This is a genomic window from Blastococcus saxobsidens (genome assembly GCF_010682065.1).
Taxonomy (GTDB): Bacteria; Actinomycetota; Actinomycetes; order Mycobacteriales; family Geodermatophilaceae; genus Blastococcus; species Blastococcus saxobsidens_B.
The window spans coordinates 1-17,171 of record NZ_JAAGWG010000009.1 but is presented as its reverse complement, the minus strand read 5'-3'; the positions used below and the strand labels follow the sequence as shown (position 1 = coordinate 17,171).

Annotated in this window: 12 protein-coding genes; 4 read left to right on the top strand and 8 right to left on the bottom strand. The window is 73.0% G+C overall.

The genetic code is table 11. From position 1 onward, the window contains the following. Nucleotides 1–2 precede the first annotated feature (2 nt). Nucleotides 3–959: an ABC transporter permease gene (locus tag GCU60_RS07335; RefSeq protein WP_345770458.1), complete on the bottom strand. Its 957-nt coding sequence runs from the start codon at nucleotides 957–959 to the stop codon at nucleotides 3–5. Beyond that, on the bottom strand, nucleotides 956–1,708 hold the full coding sequence (locus tag GCU60_RS07330; protein WP_204261623.1) for an ABC transporter permease subunit: 753 nt from the start codon (nucleotides 1,706–1,708) through the stop codon (nucleotides 956–958). The genes GCU60_RS07335 and GCU60_RS07330 overlap by 4 nt, the downstream gene beginning before the upstream one ends. A 464-nt stretch (nucleotides 1,709–2,172) precedes the next feature. Between GCU60_RS07330 and GCU60_RS07325 the strand changes: the two genes are divergently transcribed. Next, nucleotides 2,173–2,952 (top strand): IclR family transcriptional regulator, encoded by a 780-nt coding sequence (locus tag GCU60_RS07325; RefSeq protein WP_163203739.1) that lies wholly within the window; start codon nucleotides 2,173–2,175, stop codon nucleotides 2,950–2,952. Between the two features lie 12 nt (nucleotides 2,953–2,964). Here GCU60_RS07325 and GCU60_RS07320 read toward each other — a convergent pair whose 3' ends face one another. Next, on the bottom strand, nucleotides 2,965–4,566 hold the full coding sequence (locus GCU60_RS07320; RefSeq protein ID WP_163203737.1) for an FAD-dependent monooxygenase: 1,602 nt from the start codon (nucleotides 4,564–4,566) through the stop codon (nucleotides 2,965–2,967). Between the two features lie 5 nt (nucleotides 4,567–4,571). Beyond that, entirely contained in the window at nucleotides 4,572–5,651 is a 1,080-nt protein-coding gene (locus GCU60_RS07315) for an amidohydrolase family protein (protein ID WP_163203735.1), read from the bottom strand. Nucleotides 5,652–6,132: 481 nt separating this feature from the next. Between GCU60_RS07315 and GCU60_RS07310 the strand changes: the two genes are divergently transcribed. Then, nucleotides 6,133–7,650, top strand: coding sequence for an aldehyde dehydrogenase family protein (locus tag GCU60_RS07310; RefSeq protein ID WP_163203733.1), 1,518 nt, complete (start codon nucleotides 6,133–6,135; stop codon nucleotides 7,648–7,650). A gap of 133 nt (nucleotides 7,651–7,783) precedes the next feature. Here GCU60_RS07310 and GCU60_RS07305 read toward each other — a convergent pair whose 3' ends face one another. The 3 genes from GCU60_RS07305 to GCU60_RS07295 form a co-directional block, all read right to left on the bottom strand. After that, nucleotides 7,784–8,755 (bottom strand): ferritin-like domain-containing protein, encoded by a 972-nt coding sequence (locus tag GCU60_RS07305; protein WP_163203731.1) that lies wholly within the window; start codon nucleotides 8,753–8,755, stop codon nucleotides 7,784–7,786. Between the two features lie 175 nt (nucleotides 8,756–8,930). Further along, nucleotides 8,931–9,203 carry a hypothetical protein gene (locus GCU60_RS07300; RefSeq protein ID WP_163203729.1) on the bottom strand — a complete coding sequence of 91 codons (273 nt, stop codon included), beginning with the start codon at nucleotides 9,201–9,203 and terminating at the stop codon, nucleotides 8,931–8,933. 121 nt (nucleotides 9,204–9,324) lie between these two features. Then, nucleotides 9,325–10,116, bottom strand: coding sequence for an enoyl-CoA hydratase/isomerase family protein (locus tag GCU60_RS07295; RefSeq protein WP_163203727.1), 792 nt, complete (start codon nucleotides 10,114–10,116; stop codon nucleotides 9,325–9,327). A 198-nt stretch (nucleotides 10,117–10,314) separates the two neighbouring features. Between GCU60_RS07295 and GCU60_RS07290 the strand changes: the two genes are divergently transcribed. Next, nucleotides 10,315–16,230, top strand: a complete 5,916-nt coding sequence (locus GCU60_RS07290; protein WP_163203725.1) for a DUF4011 domain-containing protein — start codon at nucleotides 10,315–10,317, stop codon at nucleotides 16,228–16,230. Between the two features lie 73 nt (nucleotides 16,231–16,303). Next, complete coding sequence (locus tag GCU60_RS07285) at nucleotides 16,304–16,639, top strand: hypothetical protein (protein WP_163203723.1); 336 nt, start codon at nucleotides 16,304–16,306, stop codon at nucleotides 16,637–16,639. A 201-nt stretch (nucleotides 16,640–16,840) separates the two neighbouring features. Here the strand turns inward: GCU60_RS07285 and GCU60_RS07280 are convergent. Then, on the bottom strand, nucleotides 16,841–17,171 hold a 331-nt coding region (locus tag GCU60_RS07280), incomplete at its 5' end, for a DUF6338 family protein (RefSeq protein ID WP_204261622.1).

The following is a 17,171-nucleotide window of genomic DNA, read 5'->3' as shown; positions in this document are numbered from 1 at the left end:
AACTACGAGACGGGGCGCGACGAGCGCGCGGTGGACGGGACGTTCGGTGTGGTGGCGGTGTCCGGCCCACGGCCGTCGGCGGTGGCCGCGACCGGGGTCGGGGCGTCGGCCGTGAGTGCGGCAGCGGACGTGGGTGCGGCGTCGGCCGTGGGTGCGGCGTCGGCCGTGGGTGCGGCGGCGGACTCGCCGAGCAGGCCCTTGGCGCCCCGGTGCCAGAAGAGGACGCGGGCCTCGACACGGAGGAAGAGCCAGTTGAGGACGAAGCCGAGGAGCCCGATCACCACGATGCCGGTCCACATCTCGGGGATCTCGAACCCGCGCTGGGACTGCAGGATGAAGTAGCCCAGGCCGTTGGCGCTGGCGACCATCTCCGAGATGACCATGAGGATGATGCCGATCGACAGGCTCGTCCTCATGCCGGCGAAGATCCGCGGGCTGGCCGCGGGCAGGATGATGTGCAGCAGGACGCTGCGGGACGGGATGCGGTAGGAGCGCGCCATGTCCAGCTGCTGGCTCTCCAGCCCCCGCACGCCGTCGATGGTGTTCAGCAGGATGGGCCACACCGTGCCCAGCGCGATGATGAAGACCTTGGAATTGGTCCCCGTGCCGAACAGCAGCAGGGCGAAGGGGATCAGCGCCGGTGCCGGCAGGGCGCGCAGGAACTCCACGACCGGCTCCGCCGTGAGCCGCGCCCGGCGGGAGAGCCCCAGCGCGATGCCCGCGGTGACGCCGACGACGACGGCGAGGCCGTAGCCCGCGGCCAGCCGGGACACGCTGGGCAGGAGGTCGACCGGCACCCGCTCGAAGAGCCAGGTCTCGGCGAACGTGGATCCGATCTCCGTCAGCGGCGGGAAGTAGAAGCTGTCGGCCTGCGCGCTCCAGACCCCGTAGCCGAGGAGGAGAGCAGCGGGCAGCAGGAACTGCAGCAGGAAGTTGCCGACCCGCGGTGCGGTCCTCACAGGGCCACCTCCCGGTGCGAGGGGTGCCACCGCAGCAGCCGGCGCTCGACGGCGATGAAGACCGTGTTGAGCAGCCAGCCGAGCAGGCCGGTGGCGAGGATGAGCGCGTACATCTGGGTGATCGACCCCGAGACCTGCGAGACGACGATGGCCCGGCCGAGTCCCGGTGCGCCGACCACCAGCTCCGCGGTGAGGGCGAGGATCAGCGCGATGGCCGACGAGATGCGCAGGCCCGTGGCGATGTAGGGAGCAGCGCTCGGCAGGATGATCCGGGCGAAGCGGGCCAGCGGGGGCAACCCGTAGGACCGGGCCGTGTCCCTCGCGACCGGGTCGACGTCCTGGACGCCGTAGATGCTCTGGAAGAGGATCGGCCAGAAGCAGGCGAACGCGACGAGGAAGACCTTCATGTCCTGGCCGACCCCGAAGACCAGGACGGCCAGCGGGATCAGCGCGACGGACGGCACCGGGCGCAGGAACTCGATGACCAGCCGGCTCATCTGGAACGCCCGCCGGCTGGCGCCGAGCAGCATGCCCAGCGGCACGGCGAGGACGGCGGCGAGGAGCAGGCCGACGGCCCATCCGCGCATGGTCCGGCCGATCTCGACCCACAGTCCCGGGTCCCCGACCAGGCCGAGCAGCGAACCGTAGATCTCGCTCACCGGCGGGAAGGACTCGCGCGGCAGCACACCGGTGCGGGAGCAGACCTCCAGCACCACGAGGATCGCCGCGATGCCCAGGAGACGCGGCACCCAGTCGAGGGCGCGCCGTCGGAGGGAGCCCTCACGGCTCCGCCCTGCCACCGGGCCCGTCCCGGGCTGCGGGGAAGGCGCGGTCGTCACCTTCTCGGCTACCCGCATGGCCAACGCAGCACCCGCTTCTCCGTCCGGTCGCTCGGCCTCGATGGCCTCGTCCCCCGGCGCGGCGGGAAGCCGCGCGCGGCGTCCGGCTGCCCCCTGCGGAATGGCGCGGGAGTGTGTCGGACGCCACGTAAGCTAGCTCACTCTTCCCCAGCGAGACAAGAAACAGCTCCGACTTTCCTCTTTGCGGAAGCATGGTCACGCCAGGGTCTCGGCCGGGCGTGCTCGCAGGTCTGCACTCGGGTCCACGGGGCCCCCGGAACGGTTCCGCAACGCAGAGCGATGGCGAGACGCCGACAACTCGAATGTGCCGCGGCGGACCGGGCCACGGACGCATCGACTGATAGCGTTCTGCTATGGGGAATTCGCCTGCCGATCGGGGAGGTCTGCGATCCGTCGACAACGCGCTGCGCCTGCTCGACCTCATCGGCCAGCGCCAGGTGCTGCGGGTGGCAGAGGCGGCCGAGGCCCTCGGCGTCGCCGGTTCCACCGCACACCGGCTGCTCACGGCCCTGCGCCAGCGAGGGTTCGTCCTCCAGGACAAGCCGCACAGCGCCTACCGTCCCGGGCCGGCGCTCAACGCCATCGGGCTGGCAGCGATCGGCCGGATCGACATCCGGCGGATCGCCCGGCCCATCCTCGAGGACCTCGCGGAGTCGACGCAGGAGACCGTGAGCCTGTGCCTCCTCGAGGGGCGCAGCGTCCGCTTCATCGACTGCGTCGAGAGCCCGCGGCCGGTCCGCGTCGGCGACCGCACCGGCGTCGTCATGCCTGCGCACTGCACGGCGGCGGGCAAGGCGGTCCTCGCCGGCATGTCACCCGGCGATCTCCGGCGGCTGTACCCCGACGGCGAACTGACCGGCCTCACGGAGTCGTCCATCACCACGCTGGACGAACTCCTCGACGAGCTGCAGAGCATCCGCGACAGCGGTTTCGCGATCAACATCGAGGAGGGCGAGTACGGCATCAGCGCCGTCGGCACCTCGGTACCGGACCTGCACGGAACCCCCCTGGTGGCGCTGGCCATCGTCGTTCCGTCCGGCCGCCTCCCCGACGCGGCGGCGGGACGGACGCTCGCCCCCCTGCTGCTCCAGGCCCGGGACCAGATCACCCGTTCGCTGCGCACCGCCACCTGAGCCGGCCGCGGCTCAGCGTCCCGGCGCGGACCCGTGCCCGGTGGCGACGGCGAGAACCGCTCCGGGGTCCTCGCACCCGTTCCCCGCCCAGGCGACGTACTGGTCCGGGCGCACCAGCACGAGGTCCGCACCGTAGGCGGCGCGGACGTCCTCACCGATGTCGACGACCCGCAACGGGACCGACGCCCGCTCGGCGGCCGCGACCAGCTCGTCACCCTTCCCCCCGGCACGCAGCAGCACGAACCCGTCGCCGGTCAGCCGGTCGAACAGGTCGGCGTCCGTGCCCTCCGGCTGGGACGCCAGGTGGTGCCCCGGGCGAGCACGGGTCTCGTGGTCGCCGTACGCGCCGGAGCGCCCCCCGCCGGATCCCGCGATGACGGGCGACCCCTCGTAGTGCGGCTCGTAGGCGGCGACCTCCGCCGCGGCTGCTTCGGCGCGCGCCCCCCACTCGGCCTCGAAGGCCGCCCGGTCGGTGCCGGGATCGTGGGTGGCGAGGAAGTCCCCGTCCACCTGGATGGAGCGGGCGATGAAGTCGTCCCGGGTGGAGGCGAAGACCGGCCGTCGTTCCGCGTCGTAGGAGTCCAGCAGGCCGGGGCCGCCCCATCCGCGCAGCGTGGCGGCGAGCTTCCAGGCGAGGTTGGCGGCGTCCTCGAACCCGGTGTTGATCCCGTAGCCGCCGTACGGCGGATGGCTGTGCGCGGCGTCCCCGGCGAGGAGGACCCGGCCCCGGCGGTACCGGTCGGCGAGCGCGAAGCGCATGTCCCAGAAGCCGACGTGCTCGATCTCGACGTCGAACCGGTCCCCGACCGCCTTCCAGACCAGGGGGCGGAAGTCGGTCCCGGGATCGGCCACGTCCACGGGCGCGTGGAAGAACCAGGTCTCGCTCGCGTCCACGCGACCCAGGAACTGCCAGTACCCCGCGTGGTCGGGGTGCAGGACGTTGAAGAAGGACGTGCCGGGGAAGCGCGCCAGCAGGCCGTCGAGCTGCCGCGAGCGGAAGACGAGCAGGACCATCAACTGCTCGTGGTCCGTCCGGTCCTGACCGATGCCCGCTGACTCCCGGACCGTCGAGCGGCTGCCGTCGCAACCCACCGCGTACTCGCCGGCCACCTCCAGCACCGCGCCGGACGCGTCCCGCGCCCGGACCACCACCCCCTCGCCGGACTGGCTCACGTCCTCCGCCCGCCAGCCGTGGTGAACCGAGACGGTCGGCAGCTCGGCAGCGCGGGCGCGCAGCGCCCGTTCGGTGGCGTACTGCGGGAGGCGCTCGTTGTCGGTCGCGTAGAAGCGGCGGACGGCGCCGCGCCGCAGCCACTCGTAGGAGTACTGCCCGAGCAGCGACCCGTAGGCGGTGAGCCCCCGGGAGTGCCCGGCCGGGATGGTGCGGCCGGCCCGGACGCGGTCCTCGACCCCCCAGGCCCGCATGTGCTCCATGGTCCGCTGGGTCAGGTTCTGCCCCTTCGGCACGAGCTGGGGTTCGGCGCGGCGCTCGATCAGCGCGCACCGGATGCCGAGCTGCCCGAGCCCGATGGCCAGCCCGGTCCCGACGGGCCCTCCGCCGACGACGACGACCTGGGACCGGACGGACTCCCCCGCTGCCGGGCTCCCACCCACCGGGGTCACACCTGGGCGGTGGCGTTCAGACCGAAGACGCGCTCGGCGTTCGTCTGGAAGAGCATCCGCTTCGTCTCCGCATCGATGTCCAGGTCGTCGTGGGTCCGGACCTCGGAGACCTCGTACTCGTACGGGTAGTCCATCGCGTACATGACCCGGTCGGCGCCGAGGACCTGCTGGCAGAACCGGATCGCCGGCTCCCAGGCCATGCCGCTGGTGGTGATGTAGACGTTCTCGCGCATGTACTCGCTGATCGTGCGCTGCGTCGGCTTCATCGACTCGTACCGCTCGGCGCGGACCGTGGCGGCGTGCATGTGGTCCAGCCGGAAGAGCCAGAACGGCAGGGCCTCCCCCGCGTGCCCGACCACGATGCGCAGTCGCGGGAACCGGTCGAAGACGCCGGCGGTGATGATCCGCAGCAGGTGCAGTCCGGTGTCGACGCCGAACCCGTAGATGGCGCCGTCCAGGCCCGCCTCCTGGAAGGGCTGGAGCATGGTCCGCGGAAGGCCGGTCGGGTGGATGTAGATCGGCACGTCCAGGTCCTCGGCGGCCTCGAAGATGGGCCAGAACTCCTGGTCGGACAGGTACCGGCCCTGGGTGTGCCCGTTGATGACCCCACCGTGCAGCCCCAGCTGGGTCACGCCCCGGCGCAGCTCCTCCGCCGCCGCCGCGGGGTCCTGCGGGGCGACCGCCGCGAGACCGCTGAACCGGTCGGGGTGCCGGCGGCAGGCATCGGCCAGCTGGTCGTTGGTCGAGGCGGCGAGCGCCACGCCCTCCGCCGGGTCGAGCCACTGCACACCCGGGGCGGTCAGGAGCAGCAGGGCCCGGTCGATGCCGGCGGCGTCCATGTCGGCGATCCGCTCCTCGCCGAGGTCGAGCAGCCGCCGCTTGATGGTCCGGGGACGCTCGGCCTGGCTCGTCGTGTAGAAGCCGGCCAGCCCGGCGAAACCGGGGTCCACGTCGGACCGCTCCATGGTCCGCGCCCAGGCGTCGAAGAGATCCGGCGTGGCGAAGGCCTCCTCGGTGGCGATGCGCAGGTATCCCTGGGCGCCGCCGGTGCGGGGCGTGGCGGGGTCGGTGCTCATTCGTGGTGCTCCTCGGGCAGAGACGGGGGGCCGGAGTTCAGGTGGAAGCCGCGTGCGGGCTCGGAAGGCCTCCGGCAGGAACCGCGGGACGGGCAGCTGGCTCGACGCCGTAGTGACCCCGGACACTAATGGGTCTAGCGCCCGGAGGAAACCTGCCGCCAACATATTCCGTACACCGGAATCCGAGTACTCCGACGGTCACGACCGGACTCAGTCGCCGATCCGGCTCCACTCCACCGCACACGGACGAGCTCCGGCTCGAGACCCTGCCGAACCAACACACCGTTCTGGCATGCGGAAACCGGCGCCTGCGGTCTTCGCACTGGTGGACAGCGCATGTCCCCGCCCCTACTGTGGCGCACGTCTCCTCGGCGCCGGAACTCGCACGCAGCTCCCCGAGGACGGCGGCGAGCCGAGCGACGGTGACCCCCGCTCGTGGACGACTTCCCGCCCGATTGACGAGACGAGAGAGAGCACCGACATGGCGCAGACGCCGAGCCGCACCGCCGTCGCCGACCGGGAGGACGCCGTCCTGCACGAGGCGGCCGTCCTGGTCGCCGGGCAGCGGCTGGACTCCGATTTCCAGCCCGTCGTCAACCCCGCGCGCGTGCACGAGGTGGTCGGCCAGGTGGCCATGGGCACCGGCGAGCACGTCGACCGCGCGGTCGCCGCGGCGTCGGCGGCATTCCCCGCCTGGTCGCAGCTGACCGCCTCGGAGCGCGCCGAGCACCTCGCCCGGGCCGCCGAGGCCATCACCGCGGCCGCCGGCCCGCTCGCCGAGCTGCTGACCCGCGAGCAGGGCAAGGTCCTCTGGGAGTCCCGGGTCGACGTCGGCGGCGCGGCGCACATCCTCGGGTACTACACCGGACTGGCCGAGCGACTGGCCGAGGACGAGGTGTTCCGCTCCGACTCCCGCGGCACGATCTTCTCCGGCCGCCGTCCGATGGGCGTGACCGGCGTCATCGTGCCGTGGAACAGCCCCGTCTACCTGGCCTTCCTCGGCATCTCCCCCGCCCTCCTGGCCGGCAACACCGTCGTCGTCAAGCCCTCGGAGCTGGCGCCGCTGACCCTGAGCGCCGTGCTGGAGATCCTCGCCGCGAAGCTGCCCGAGGGGGTCGTCAACGTCGTGCCCGGCGGCGGCGAGGCCGGCGCGGCCATCGCCGCCCACGCCGGGATCCGCAAGGTGTTCTTCACCGGCAGCACGGCCACCGGCCAGCACGTCATGCGCGCCGCGGCCGGGAACCTCAAGAACGTGAGCCTGGAGCTCGGCGGCAACGACCCGGCCATCGTGCTGGAGAGCGCCGTGGTCACCGACCGCCTCGTCGACGAGCTGGTGCAGAGCGTCTTCACCGCCAGCGGCCAGATCTGCTTCAACGTCAAGCGGATCTACGTCCACCGATCGCACTACGAGCAGTTCGTCGAGCGGTACACCGCGGCCGTCGACCAGCTGGTGGTGGGCGACGGCCTCGACTCGCGCAGCACCATCGGGCCGGTCAACAACCGGCCGCAGTTCGAACGGGTCCAGGGCCTCCTGGACCGCACCCGCGCGGCCGGCGCGACGGTGCGCACCCTCGGGACGGCACTGGACCCGGACACCTGGGACGCCGGCTACTTCCTCCACCCCACGGTCGTGACCGACGTGGAGCCCGGCGCCGAGCTCGTCACATGCGAGCAGTTCGGCCCGGTGGTCCCCATCCTCCCGTTCGACTCCGACGACGAGGTCGTCGGCATGGCGAACTCCACCGAGTTCGGTCTCGCCGCCTCCGTCTGGAGCGAGGACCGGGAGCACGCGCTGCGGATCGCCCGCCGACTGGAGTCCGGCAGCGTCTTCATCAACGTCCACCGCATCGGCGCCTCCGACGTGTCCATGCCCTTCGGCGGGTTCAAGGGCAGCGGCATCGGGCGCGGCCACGGCATCACCGCCCTGGAGGCGTGCACCGAACTGCAGACGATCGCCGACTACGTCGACGTCTCGGGCTTCCCCGGTCCGAACCGCTGACCGTCGGTGGGGGAACCGGACGTACCCGGGGCACCTGACCCCACCGACGGCGAGGGCCCGCACTCCCGAGCGGGAGTGCGGGCCCTGCAGGCGCTGCCGGATCAGGCGTCGACCGGATCAGGCATCGACCGGATCAGGCGTCGACGCCGACGGCCTCCTTGGCGACCGCGGCGAGGGCGACCTGGGCGGCGCTGATTACGCTCGACCGGTTCTTGTGGGTCTCCTCGTAGCGGATGATCACCCGGATGTCGTGGGGCTCGGTGAGCCCCTTGACCGCCTTGGCGGCGTCCGTGGTGTTCAGCGAGTCGAAGCCCTTGACGGGCAGCTCGTCGGCGGTCACGTCGCCGAGCTCCTCGCGGGCGGACCGGGCCACGTCGGCGGCCTCCTTGTTGCCCTCGCGCCGGGCGATGCGCTCGGCGCGGCGCAGCGAGGCGGCGCGGCCGACCACGAGGGTCTCTCGGGCGGCGTCGGCGAGCGCGGCGGCCCGGCCCACGACCCCGCGGACGTTGTCGCTGGTCTCCTCACCGGCCTGCTGCACGGTGTCCACGGCCTGGTTCACCGTGTTGGCCACGAAGCGCACCGGGGCGTTGACGGCCTTGGCCACGCCGCCGGCGACCTTCTGCAGCGGGGTCGCCACCAGGGCGGCCGGGCCACCGAGGGCCTCCTCGGCCAGCACGACGGTCAGCCACTCGACGGTCGCCTTGTGCGCGGTGACGAGCTTCTCGGCGAGCCGCTCCACCTTCGGCTGCTCGGCGGACTGGGCCAGCACCTTGACGTAGGTGGCGCGGTCCAGCAGCTGGTGCTCGAGCTGCAGGTCGGTGAGCAGGGCCTCCTCGATGGGCGTGGCCTGCTCGAAGGTGGCCTTCAGCACGGCCGACAGGCGGCCGATCGCCGGGGTGACGACGTCGGGGACACCACCCAGGGAGCGCAGCGCGTCGGTGATCTCGAGGCTGCGGGCCGCGGCGTTGTCGGCGTTCTTGGTGAGCTCCCGGCGCACGGCGTCGGTGCGGGCCTGGGAGACACGGGTACGTGCGACCTGCTCCTCGGTCTGCGTGAGCAGGACGAGGGCGCGCAGCTGGTTGATGATCTTGGTGTTGTCAGTCATGAGGGGATCAGCTCCAGAGAGATCGAGGATGACCTGACGGGTACTGGTGTGCCCCGGAACCCCCGACCGCTAACTAGAGCAAGCACATTGCTAGCAGTGAGCCTGGTCACCCGGACGGGTGAACGCACGAGGGCGCCACTCCGGGAAGGAGTGGCGCCCTCGATGGACGGGACGGTCAGCTGGCGTCGGCGGTCACGCGTTCCGGAACCGCCGGGCGGCGCGGGCGGACGTCGAAGCGCAGCACCGGCTGGGTCATCTCGTCGGTGATCTCGTACGCGGGGCGCGGCGCGAGCCGCACGCGCCGTGGCGAGCGGGGTGCGGGCGGCACGAGCTTGCCGCAGCCGATGCAGTACCGGCCACGCTGCTCCAGGGCTCCACAGTGCGCACAGTTCATGGGGACCTCCTCGACGCCCCGGTCGGGGCGCTCGATCCGGACACTGGCAGTCACGACCCCTGCACGTCACGTACTTCTGCCTGGTGTGACGAGGCGTTATCCGACTGTCATGGGAACGGTTCGGTTCCGCTGCGCACGCGGTCGCGATCGGCCGCCGGTCGGGAACAGTCGCCGGTCATCGGCCGGTCCAGCGCGGGGGGCGCTTCTCCAGGCGGGCGGCGATGCCCTCCTTGCGGTCCTCGCTCAGGTAGGGGTTGGGGCCGACGTCGAGTCGCAGCCCCTGCCAGAGCGGGAGCTCCAGCGCCTTGACCGCCGTCTCCTTCATCCGCCGCACCGAGACGGGTGCACTGGCGGTGATCCGGTCGGCCAGCTCCAGCGCGGTGGGCAGCACGGCCGCGGGCTCGACCAGCCGGTTCACCAGCCCCCAGCGCTGGGCCTCCTCCGCGCTCATCGGATCCCCGGTGAACAGCAGCTCCATCGCGATGCCGACCGGGATCCGCTTGGGCAGCACGACGGAACCGAAGTTGGCGCCCATGCCGATCTGAGCCTCGGGCAGCGCGAACCGGACCGACGGCGAGGCCACCCGCAGGTCGCAGGCCAGCGCCAGTTCGAAGCCACCGGCCACCGCGGGGCCGTTGAGCGCCGCGATCACCGGGACCGGCGTCTCGGTGACGACCTCGAACACGGCACGGGCGGGCCGGTTCATCGGCGGGCGGAAGCGCTCCCCCCGCTGGTCTGCCGCCCGGATCTCCTTGAGGTCGAAGCCGGCGCAGAACGCCGGCCCGTTGCCGGTGAGCACCACCGCGCGGACGCCGTCCTCGGCGACCCGGAGCAGTTCCTCCACCAGGTCGGCCTGCAGCTCGGTGGAGAGCGCGTTGCGGGCGTCCGGCCGGTCGAGGGTGAGCAGGCGGACGTGCCCGCGGTCCTCGACGGCCAGTCCGGAGTCGTGGCGGTGCGCGTCGGTCATGGGTGCAACCTGCGGCCAACGCCGGCCGTCGGCAAGCCCGGGTCGGGAGACCCCTATCGGCAGGACCGCCCGGGGTCGGAACCGCGGACGGCCCGGAGGCCTGTGATCCCGGGCAACGATCATGCGCACCCGTCACATCCGCCCCTCCCGTCGGGGATCATGGGAGGACCAGTCCGTCCGACCCGGTAGACAGGTGACATGGAGAGCACTGCCGACATCCAGCTCGGGGATGTCGTCGCGCCGTCGGCGGGCGTCTCCATCGAGCTCACCTCCACCCCGGTGCTCAGCTACGCCCTGGCGCACAACCGCATCCCGGTCGTCTCCCGCCTGGCGCTGACCAGCGAGCAGACGCTGCGCGGGCTCACCGTCCGGCTGTCGGTGCGCGACGCGGAGGGCCCGATCGCCCGGACGGTCGAGCTGCTGGCCGACGTCGACGCCGGACGGACGACGGTGCTCAGCTCGATCGGCCTGGTCATGGACCCGGCCGCGATGCTGCACGTCGAGGAGCAGCGCCCCGGCGTCGTCGACGTCGAGGTGGAGCTGGACGGCCTGCTGCTGGGCGAGGCCGAGGCGCCGGTCCAGGTGCTGGCGGCCAACCAGTGGCTGGCCACTCCCCTGCCGCTCGCGCTGGAGATGCTGGCCGCGCACGTCATGCCCAACCACCCGGCCGTCAGCGGGCTGGTCGCCGAGGCAGCCGAGCTGCTGGAGCAGCGGACCGGCAGCGGCGCGATGGTCGGCTACGCGGCCACCGCCGAGCGGGTCGACGAGGTCGTGCAGGCGCTGGCCGCCGCGGTGCGGGGCCGCGGCATCCGCCACTCCGAGCCGCCGGCCAGCTGGTCGGACCTCGGCCAGCAGGTCCGCTCCCCCGGCGACGTGCTGACCTGGCGCGTCGGCACGCCGCTGGACACCGTCGTCCTGCTCGCCGCCGCCTGCGAGCAGGCCGGCATCCGGCCGCTGCTGTGGCTCGCGGACGGCCACGCGTTCCTGGGTTACTGGCGCGAGGAGCGCAGCTGGGAGAGCGCCGCCACGACCGACGTCTCCTCGCTGGTGAACCTGGTCGACCTCCGTCTCATCGGCCTGGTCGAGACCACCCTGCTCACGAGCACGGACGACCCCGGCACCGACCTGCACACCCCGGCCTACGACGGCTGGCTGGCCGGCGAGCTCGACCGCGTCCTCGGTGTCACCGACGTCCACCGCGCCCGGCGCGACGGCATCCTGCCGCTGCCCGCCCGCGCCCGGACGCCGGAGGGCCTGCTCCAGGTCGTCGAGTACCGCCCGGCCGAGCACAGCGCCCCGGCGTTCCCTGCCGGGACGTCTCCGCACCAGTCCGGCACCCGCCCCGAGGCACCGGCCCGGGTGCAGCAGTGGAAGAACTCGCTGCTGGACCTCAGCCTGCGCAACCGGCTGATCAACTACAGCGAGCGGTCCGGCCTGCCGCTGACCCTGCCGCCTGCCGCGCTGCCGGTTCTGGACAACCTCGTCCAGGACGGGACGCCGGTCACCCTGCTGCCCGGGGACCAGCTGGCCGCGGTCCAGGAGGAGCGCGGGCTCACCGCCGCTGGGGAGCTGCCCGCCGAGCAGCTGACCGAGCTGCTGGTGGAGCGGCGCGAGGTGCACGCGGACGTCACCTCCGGCGGCTACCTGCCGCGGCTGCGGAACCTCGCCTACCGCGCCAAGACGGTGCAGGAGGAAACCGGCGCCAACAACCTGTACCTGGCGATGGGTTCGCTGGTGTGGGAGCTCGACGGCCGTCCGCTGCGCTCCCCGCTCGTGCTGGTGCCCGTCGTCCTCACCCCCGTCGGGCGCACCGGCTCCTACCGCCTCGCGCTGGACGAGGCCGGCTCCAGCACGCCGAACTACTGCCTGCTGGAGAAGCTGCGCCAGGTGCACGGGCTGGTCGTCCCGACGCTGGCGGAGTCCGCCGAGACGACGCTGGACGTCGAGGCCGCGCTGGAGGCGATGCGCGTGGGCCTGGTCGGCCACGGCCTGCCCTACCGGGTGGAGGCGACGGCGGACCTGGCGATCCTGCAGTTCGCCAAGTACCGGCTCTGGAAGGACCTCGACGAGCACTGGTCGGACTTCGCCCAGAACCCGCTGGTGGCCCATCTGGTGCACGAGCCGACCGAGCCGTTTCCCGACCCGGCGCGCGACTCCGGCGCCTACGTCGACCTCGACTCGCTGGCCGCCGAGCTGCCCGTGCCGGCCGACGCCTCGCAGCTGCGCGCGATCGCCGAGGCCGCCGCCGGGCGCACCTTCGTGCTCGAGGGCCCGCCCGGAACCGGCAAGTCGCAGACCATCACCAACCTGCTCACCCGCGCCGTGGCCGACGGCAAGCGGGTGCTGTTCGTCGCCGAGAAGCGCGCTGCCCTCGACGTCGTGGCCCGGCGGCTGGACGCCGTCGGCATGGGCATGTTCGCCCTCGACCTGCACGACAAGGGCAGCCGCGCCTCGATGGTGCGCGCCCAGATCCGGCTGGCCCTGGAGCACGCCGTCGCCGTCGACGACCAGGGCCTCGCCGCGGACTCCGAGACGCTGCGCTCCGCCCGCCGCCAGCTGGCCCGCTACGCCGACCGGCTGCACAGCGAGAACGCCGTCGGGCTCTCGCTCTACACCGCCCGCACCGCCGAGCTGACCGCCGGCACCGACATCGAGCCGCTGCCGGTCCCGCTGCCCTTCGTGGCCAACGCGCCCGCCGACGTGCTCACCGCGGTGCGCCGGGCGCTCGCGCTGCTTCCGGACATCGCCGACCTGACCCGCCCGTCCCTGCGGCACCCCTGGGCCTTCGTCGACTCCCCCGGGATCGACCTGGTCGCCGCCCGCGAGGCCGCCGCGGAGGTGGACGCGGCGGTGCGCGAGGTCGCGGCCGTCGCCGAGCTCGGCGGGGTGATGCGGCACGCCCGCACGCCCGAGGACCTCGACTCCCTGGTGCACCTGCTCTCCGGCCCGCGGGTCGGCATCGACGTGCTGGACGAGACCTTCAGCAGCCGGTGGACGACGGCGACCGGGGCTGTCATCGGCGAGGCCGCCGGGTTCACCGCCTTCCGCCACCCGGGCCTGGACGTCGCCTCCCCCGAGGCGCTGGCGCTGCCGCTGGCCGACATCTACGTCCGCGCCCAGACCGCGGCCGCGTCCAGCTGGTGGGGACGCCGGCGCCGGCTGACCGCCGTCCGCGACGAGCTCGCCACGTGCCTGAAGCCGGGCGCCAAGGTGCGGCCCACGGACGTGCCGGCCCTGGTGGAGAACCTGTGGCGGGTGCAGACCGCGGTGCAGGCCATCGTGGCGCGGGCCAACTCCGTGCCGGGGCTCTCCGCCCCGGACGACTGGAACCCCTTCACCGATCCCCAGCTGCTCGAGCGCCGGACCGCCTGGCTGCGCCGCGCGGGCATCGCCGTCGACGGCCGCTCGGCCTTCCACGTCGCGTTGCGCAAGCTCATCGTCGCCGGGATGCCGGTGGGCGGTCCTACGGCGGCGGCGGTGGCCCGGCTGCGTGACTCGCTGACGGCGCTGCTGGCGCTGTGCGGCAGCACGTCGGACCAGCTGGCCGACTGGGCCGGCGAGGACGGCTTCGTGCTGCGCTGGTCGATGACCCGGCCGGAGCGGGGGACGCTGACCCCGCCGGCGTCGGGCGGGACCGGCGCGGTGCTGATGTCGCTGCGCCGCTGGGTCTCCTTCCTCGACACGCTCGAGCCGCTGCGCTACGCCGGTCTGTTCGACGCCCGGCGGCTGCTGGTCACCGGCCGGATCGCCGCCGACGACGCCGTCCGCGCGCTCGACCGCGGCCTGGCCATGGCCTCGGTGACCGAGCGGCTGGACGCCACCGGGCTGGACACGTTCGACGCCGACGCGCACGAGTCGGCGATCGACCGGTTCACCGCCGCCTCACGGGCGGTGCGCGAGCACCTGACGGCGGCGCTGCCGGCCTCGGTGCTGGGCGCGCGGCCCTTCGACGCCACGATGGGCACCGGCCAGGTCGGCGCCCTGCAGCGCGAGCTGGCCAAGCAGCGCCGGGGGCTCGGGGTGCGCCAGCTGCTGGCCCGGTACGGCGAGCTGATCACCACGGTCATGCCGTGCGTGCTGGTGTCGCCGGACTCGGTGGCACGGTTCTTCCCGGCGGCGGGGCACCAGTTCGACCTGGTCGTCTTCGACGAGGCCTCGCAGATCCGGGTGGCCGACGCCGTCGGCGCGCTGGGCCGGGCCAAGGCGGCCGTCGTCGTCGGTGACTCCAAGCAGATGCCGCCGACGTCGTTCCTCGAGCCGACGGCGACCACCACCGACGACTCGGTCGAGGTCGAGACGGCGGTGGAGGACGAGGAGTCGATCCTCAGCGAGTGCGTGCAGGCGCGGGTGCCGCGGCACTGGCTGTCGTGGCACTACCGCAGCCAGGACGAGTCGCTCATCGCGTTCTCCAACGCCCAGTACTACGAGAACCGGCTGTCGTCGTTCCCGGCGCCCACCCACGGGCGGGCGTCCTCGGAGCCCGATGGTCGCGGGGTGTCGCTGGTGCGGGTGCCCGGCACCTTCCACCGCTCGGGCGCCGGCCGGCTGCTGCGCACCAACCCGATCGAGGCCAAGGCGATCGTCGCGGAGATCCGCCGGCGGTTCGACAGCGTCTCGAAGTGGGACGGCATGGACGTCGTGCCCTCGATCGGCGTGGTCACCTTCAACGCCCAGCAGCGGTCCTACATCGAGGCGCTGCTGCGCGACGCCGACGACGACCGGCTGGCCGCCGCCCTGGACCGCACCGACGGCGAGGGCCTGTTCGTCAAGAACCTGGAGAACGTCCAGGGCGACGAGCGCGACGTCATCTTCTTCTCCACCGGCTTCTCCCCCACCGCCGACGGCACGCTGCCGCTGAACTTCGGGCCGCTGAACCGGATCGGCGGCGAGCGGCGGCTCAACGTGGCGATCACGCGGGCACGGCGGCAGGTCGTCGTCTTCTCCTCCTTCGACCCGCAGCAGCTGCGGGCCGAGGAGACGTCGTCGGTCGGCATCAAGCACCTGCGCGCCTACCTGGACATGGCCGAGCGGGGCACGGACGTGCTGCCGCGGGCGGCCCGGTCGGCCGCCGTCGTCGACCGGCACCGCGAGCAGATCGCCGCGGCGCTGCGCGAGCGTGGGCTGGTCGTGCGCACCGACGTCGGGCTGTCGGAGTTCCGGGTCGACCTGTCGATCTCCCGGCCCGTCGACCCCGACACCCCGCTGATGGCCGTGCTGCTCGACGGCCCGGCGTGGGCGCGCCGGGGCACGGTGGGCGACCGCGACGCCGTGCCGGTGGAGGTGCTCGGCGAGATGCTGCGCTGGCCGGTGGTCGAGCGGGTGTGGCTGCCCACGTGGCTGTCGTCGGCGGACCTGGTGCTGGACCGGCTGGTGGCGGCGGTCGACGCCGCCCCGGTGCCCTCGGTCCGGGTCCCTGAGCCGGTGCAGCTGCCCACCGCGGCCCTGGAGTCGTTCAAGGGTGTGGCCGCGCTGCGCTCGTCGGTGACGTCGATGGCCGTGCCCGCCGCGCCGTCCCGGCCGGCACCGAAGGCGACTGCCGCGAAGAAGCCGGCCGGGCCGGTGGCACTGGAGGGCGAGACCGCGTTCGTGCCGTGGATCCCGAAGGCGGCCGGGGAGAAGTCGGTGCTCGACGAGCTGCCGGCGTCCAGGCCGGCCCGCGCGGTGCGCCGCGTGCTGCTGGCCGGGATCAAGGCCGAGGGCCCGATCCACGTCGACCGGCTGGCCAAGCTGACCGTCGGCGCGTTCGGGCTCAACCGGGCCACCGAGTCGCGCAAGCAGACGCTGCTGTCGCTGCTGCCCCCCTCGGCCGTCGACGGGGACTACCTGTGGCCCGAGGGCACCGACCGGGAGACCTGGACCGCTTTCCGCCGGCAGGTGTCGAGCACCGACCGGCCGATCGAGCACGTGGCCCCCGAGGAGATCGGCAACGCGATGGCGGCGCTGTGCCGGGCGGCGGCCGGCATGCGGCGCGACGAGCTGCTGACGGCGACCGCCGTGGTGTTCGGCCACAAGCGCCGGGCGGCGTCGGTCACCCCGGTGCTGGAGAAGGCGCTGGCGGCGGCGCTCGACTCCGGCCGGCTCACCGAGCAGGGCAACGGCCTGCTGACCGCCTGACTCCTGAGCTTCAGTTCCGGACGGGATCAGCCGAAAACCTGGGGGACGACGACGTCGAACGCAGGAGGGAACAGTGCGCATCACCTGCCGGGCCACCGTGCCCGCCACCGAGAGCCAGATGATCGCCAGCATCCAGCAGGTGCTGGACCGCCGCGGGTCGATGACCCATCCCCCCGTGGGCCTGGCGGTCAACGACGCGGTGGCCCTGGGCATCGCCGGGCTCTTCACCAGCGCCACCGACTCCGGCCAGCTCATGGACCGCCTCTACCGGGGCGGTGAGGTGGAGAGCACCGAGCTGCTGAAGGCCATCACCTTCGAGAAGGGCTACGCCTCCCCCGAGGGCCACGCCGCGCTGCACTGCCTGGCCGGCTGGGTGGCCGCCAAGGTGCACAGGTCCGACGCCGACTGACCCTCAGGTCCGGGCGACGCCCAGCAGGGCGCTACTTCGGCCGCGCAGCGCCCTTGGTCGAGGCGGCGGAAGCCGGGCGTGGGAAGGACGACGGGATCTTGGCCGGCGGAGGCATCTGAGCCGCCGGCTTGGAGCCGCTGTATCCCCCGAACTTGTCGGAGCCCTTGGCCGGCCGCGGAAGGTTCGGGCGCTGCGCCATGGTCATGCTCCCTCCCTCGTCCCGTCCCCGGCGGGAAGCTGCTCGAGCAGCACCATCTCCCCCGCCGGGATGTACACAGGGTAGGCCGGCCCTTGTTCGTCGGCGAGCTCTCCGGTCTCCTGGTCCACCGCCCACGACTCCTCCAGCAGGAGATCGGTGGGATGGGGATGCCCTCCCGCGTAAGAACGGTCGGCGAACTTCCCTGCCACCCACGTGCCGTCGTGCAGTCGAACCCGCAGATAGCGGCTGGAACGGTCGGTCAAGTCCGCTGGCGTGGTGTGTGACGGCTTCCGCGTGATCTTCGGTTCGGTCAGGCGCTGAGCGCCGGAATGT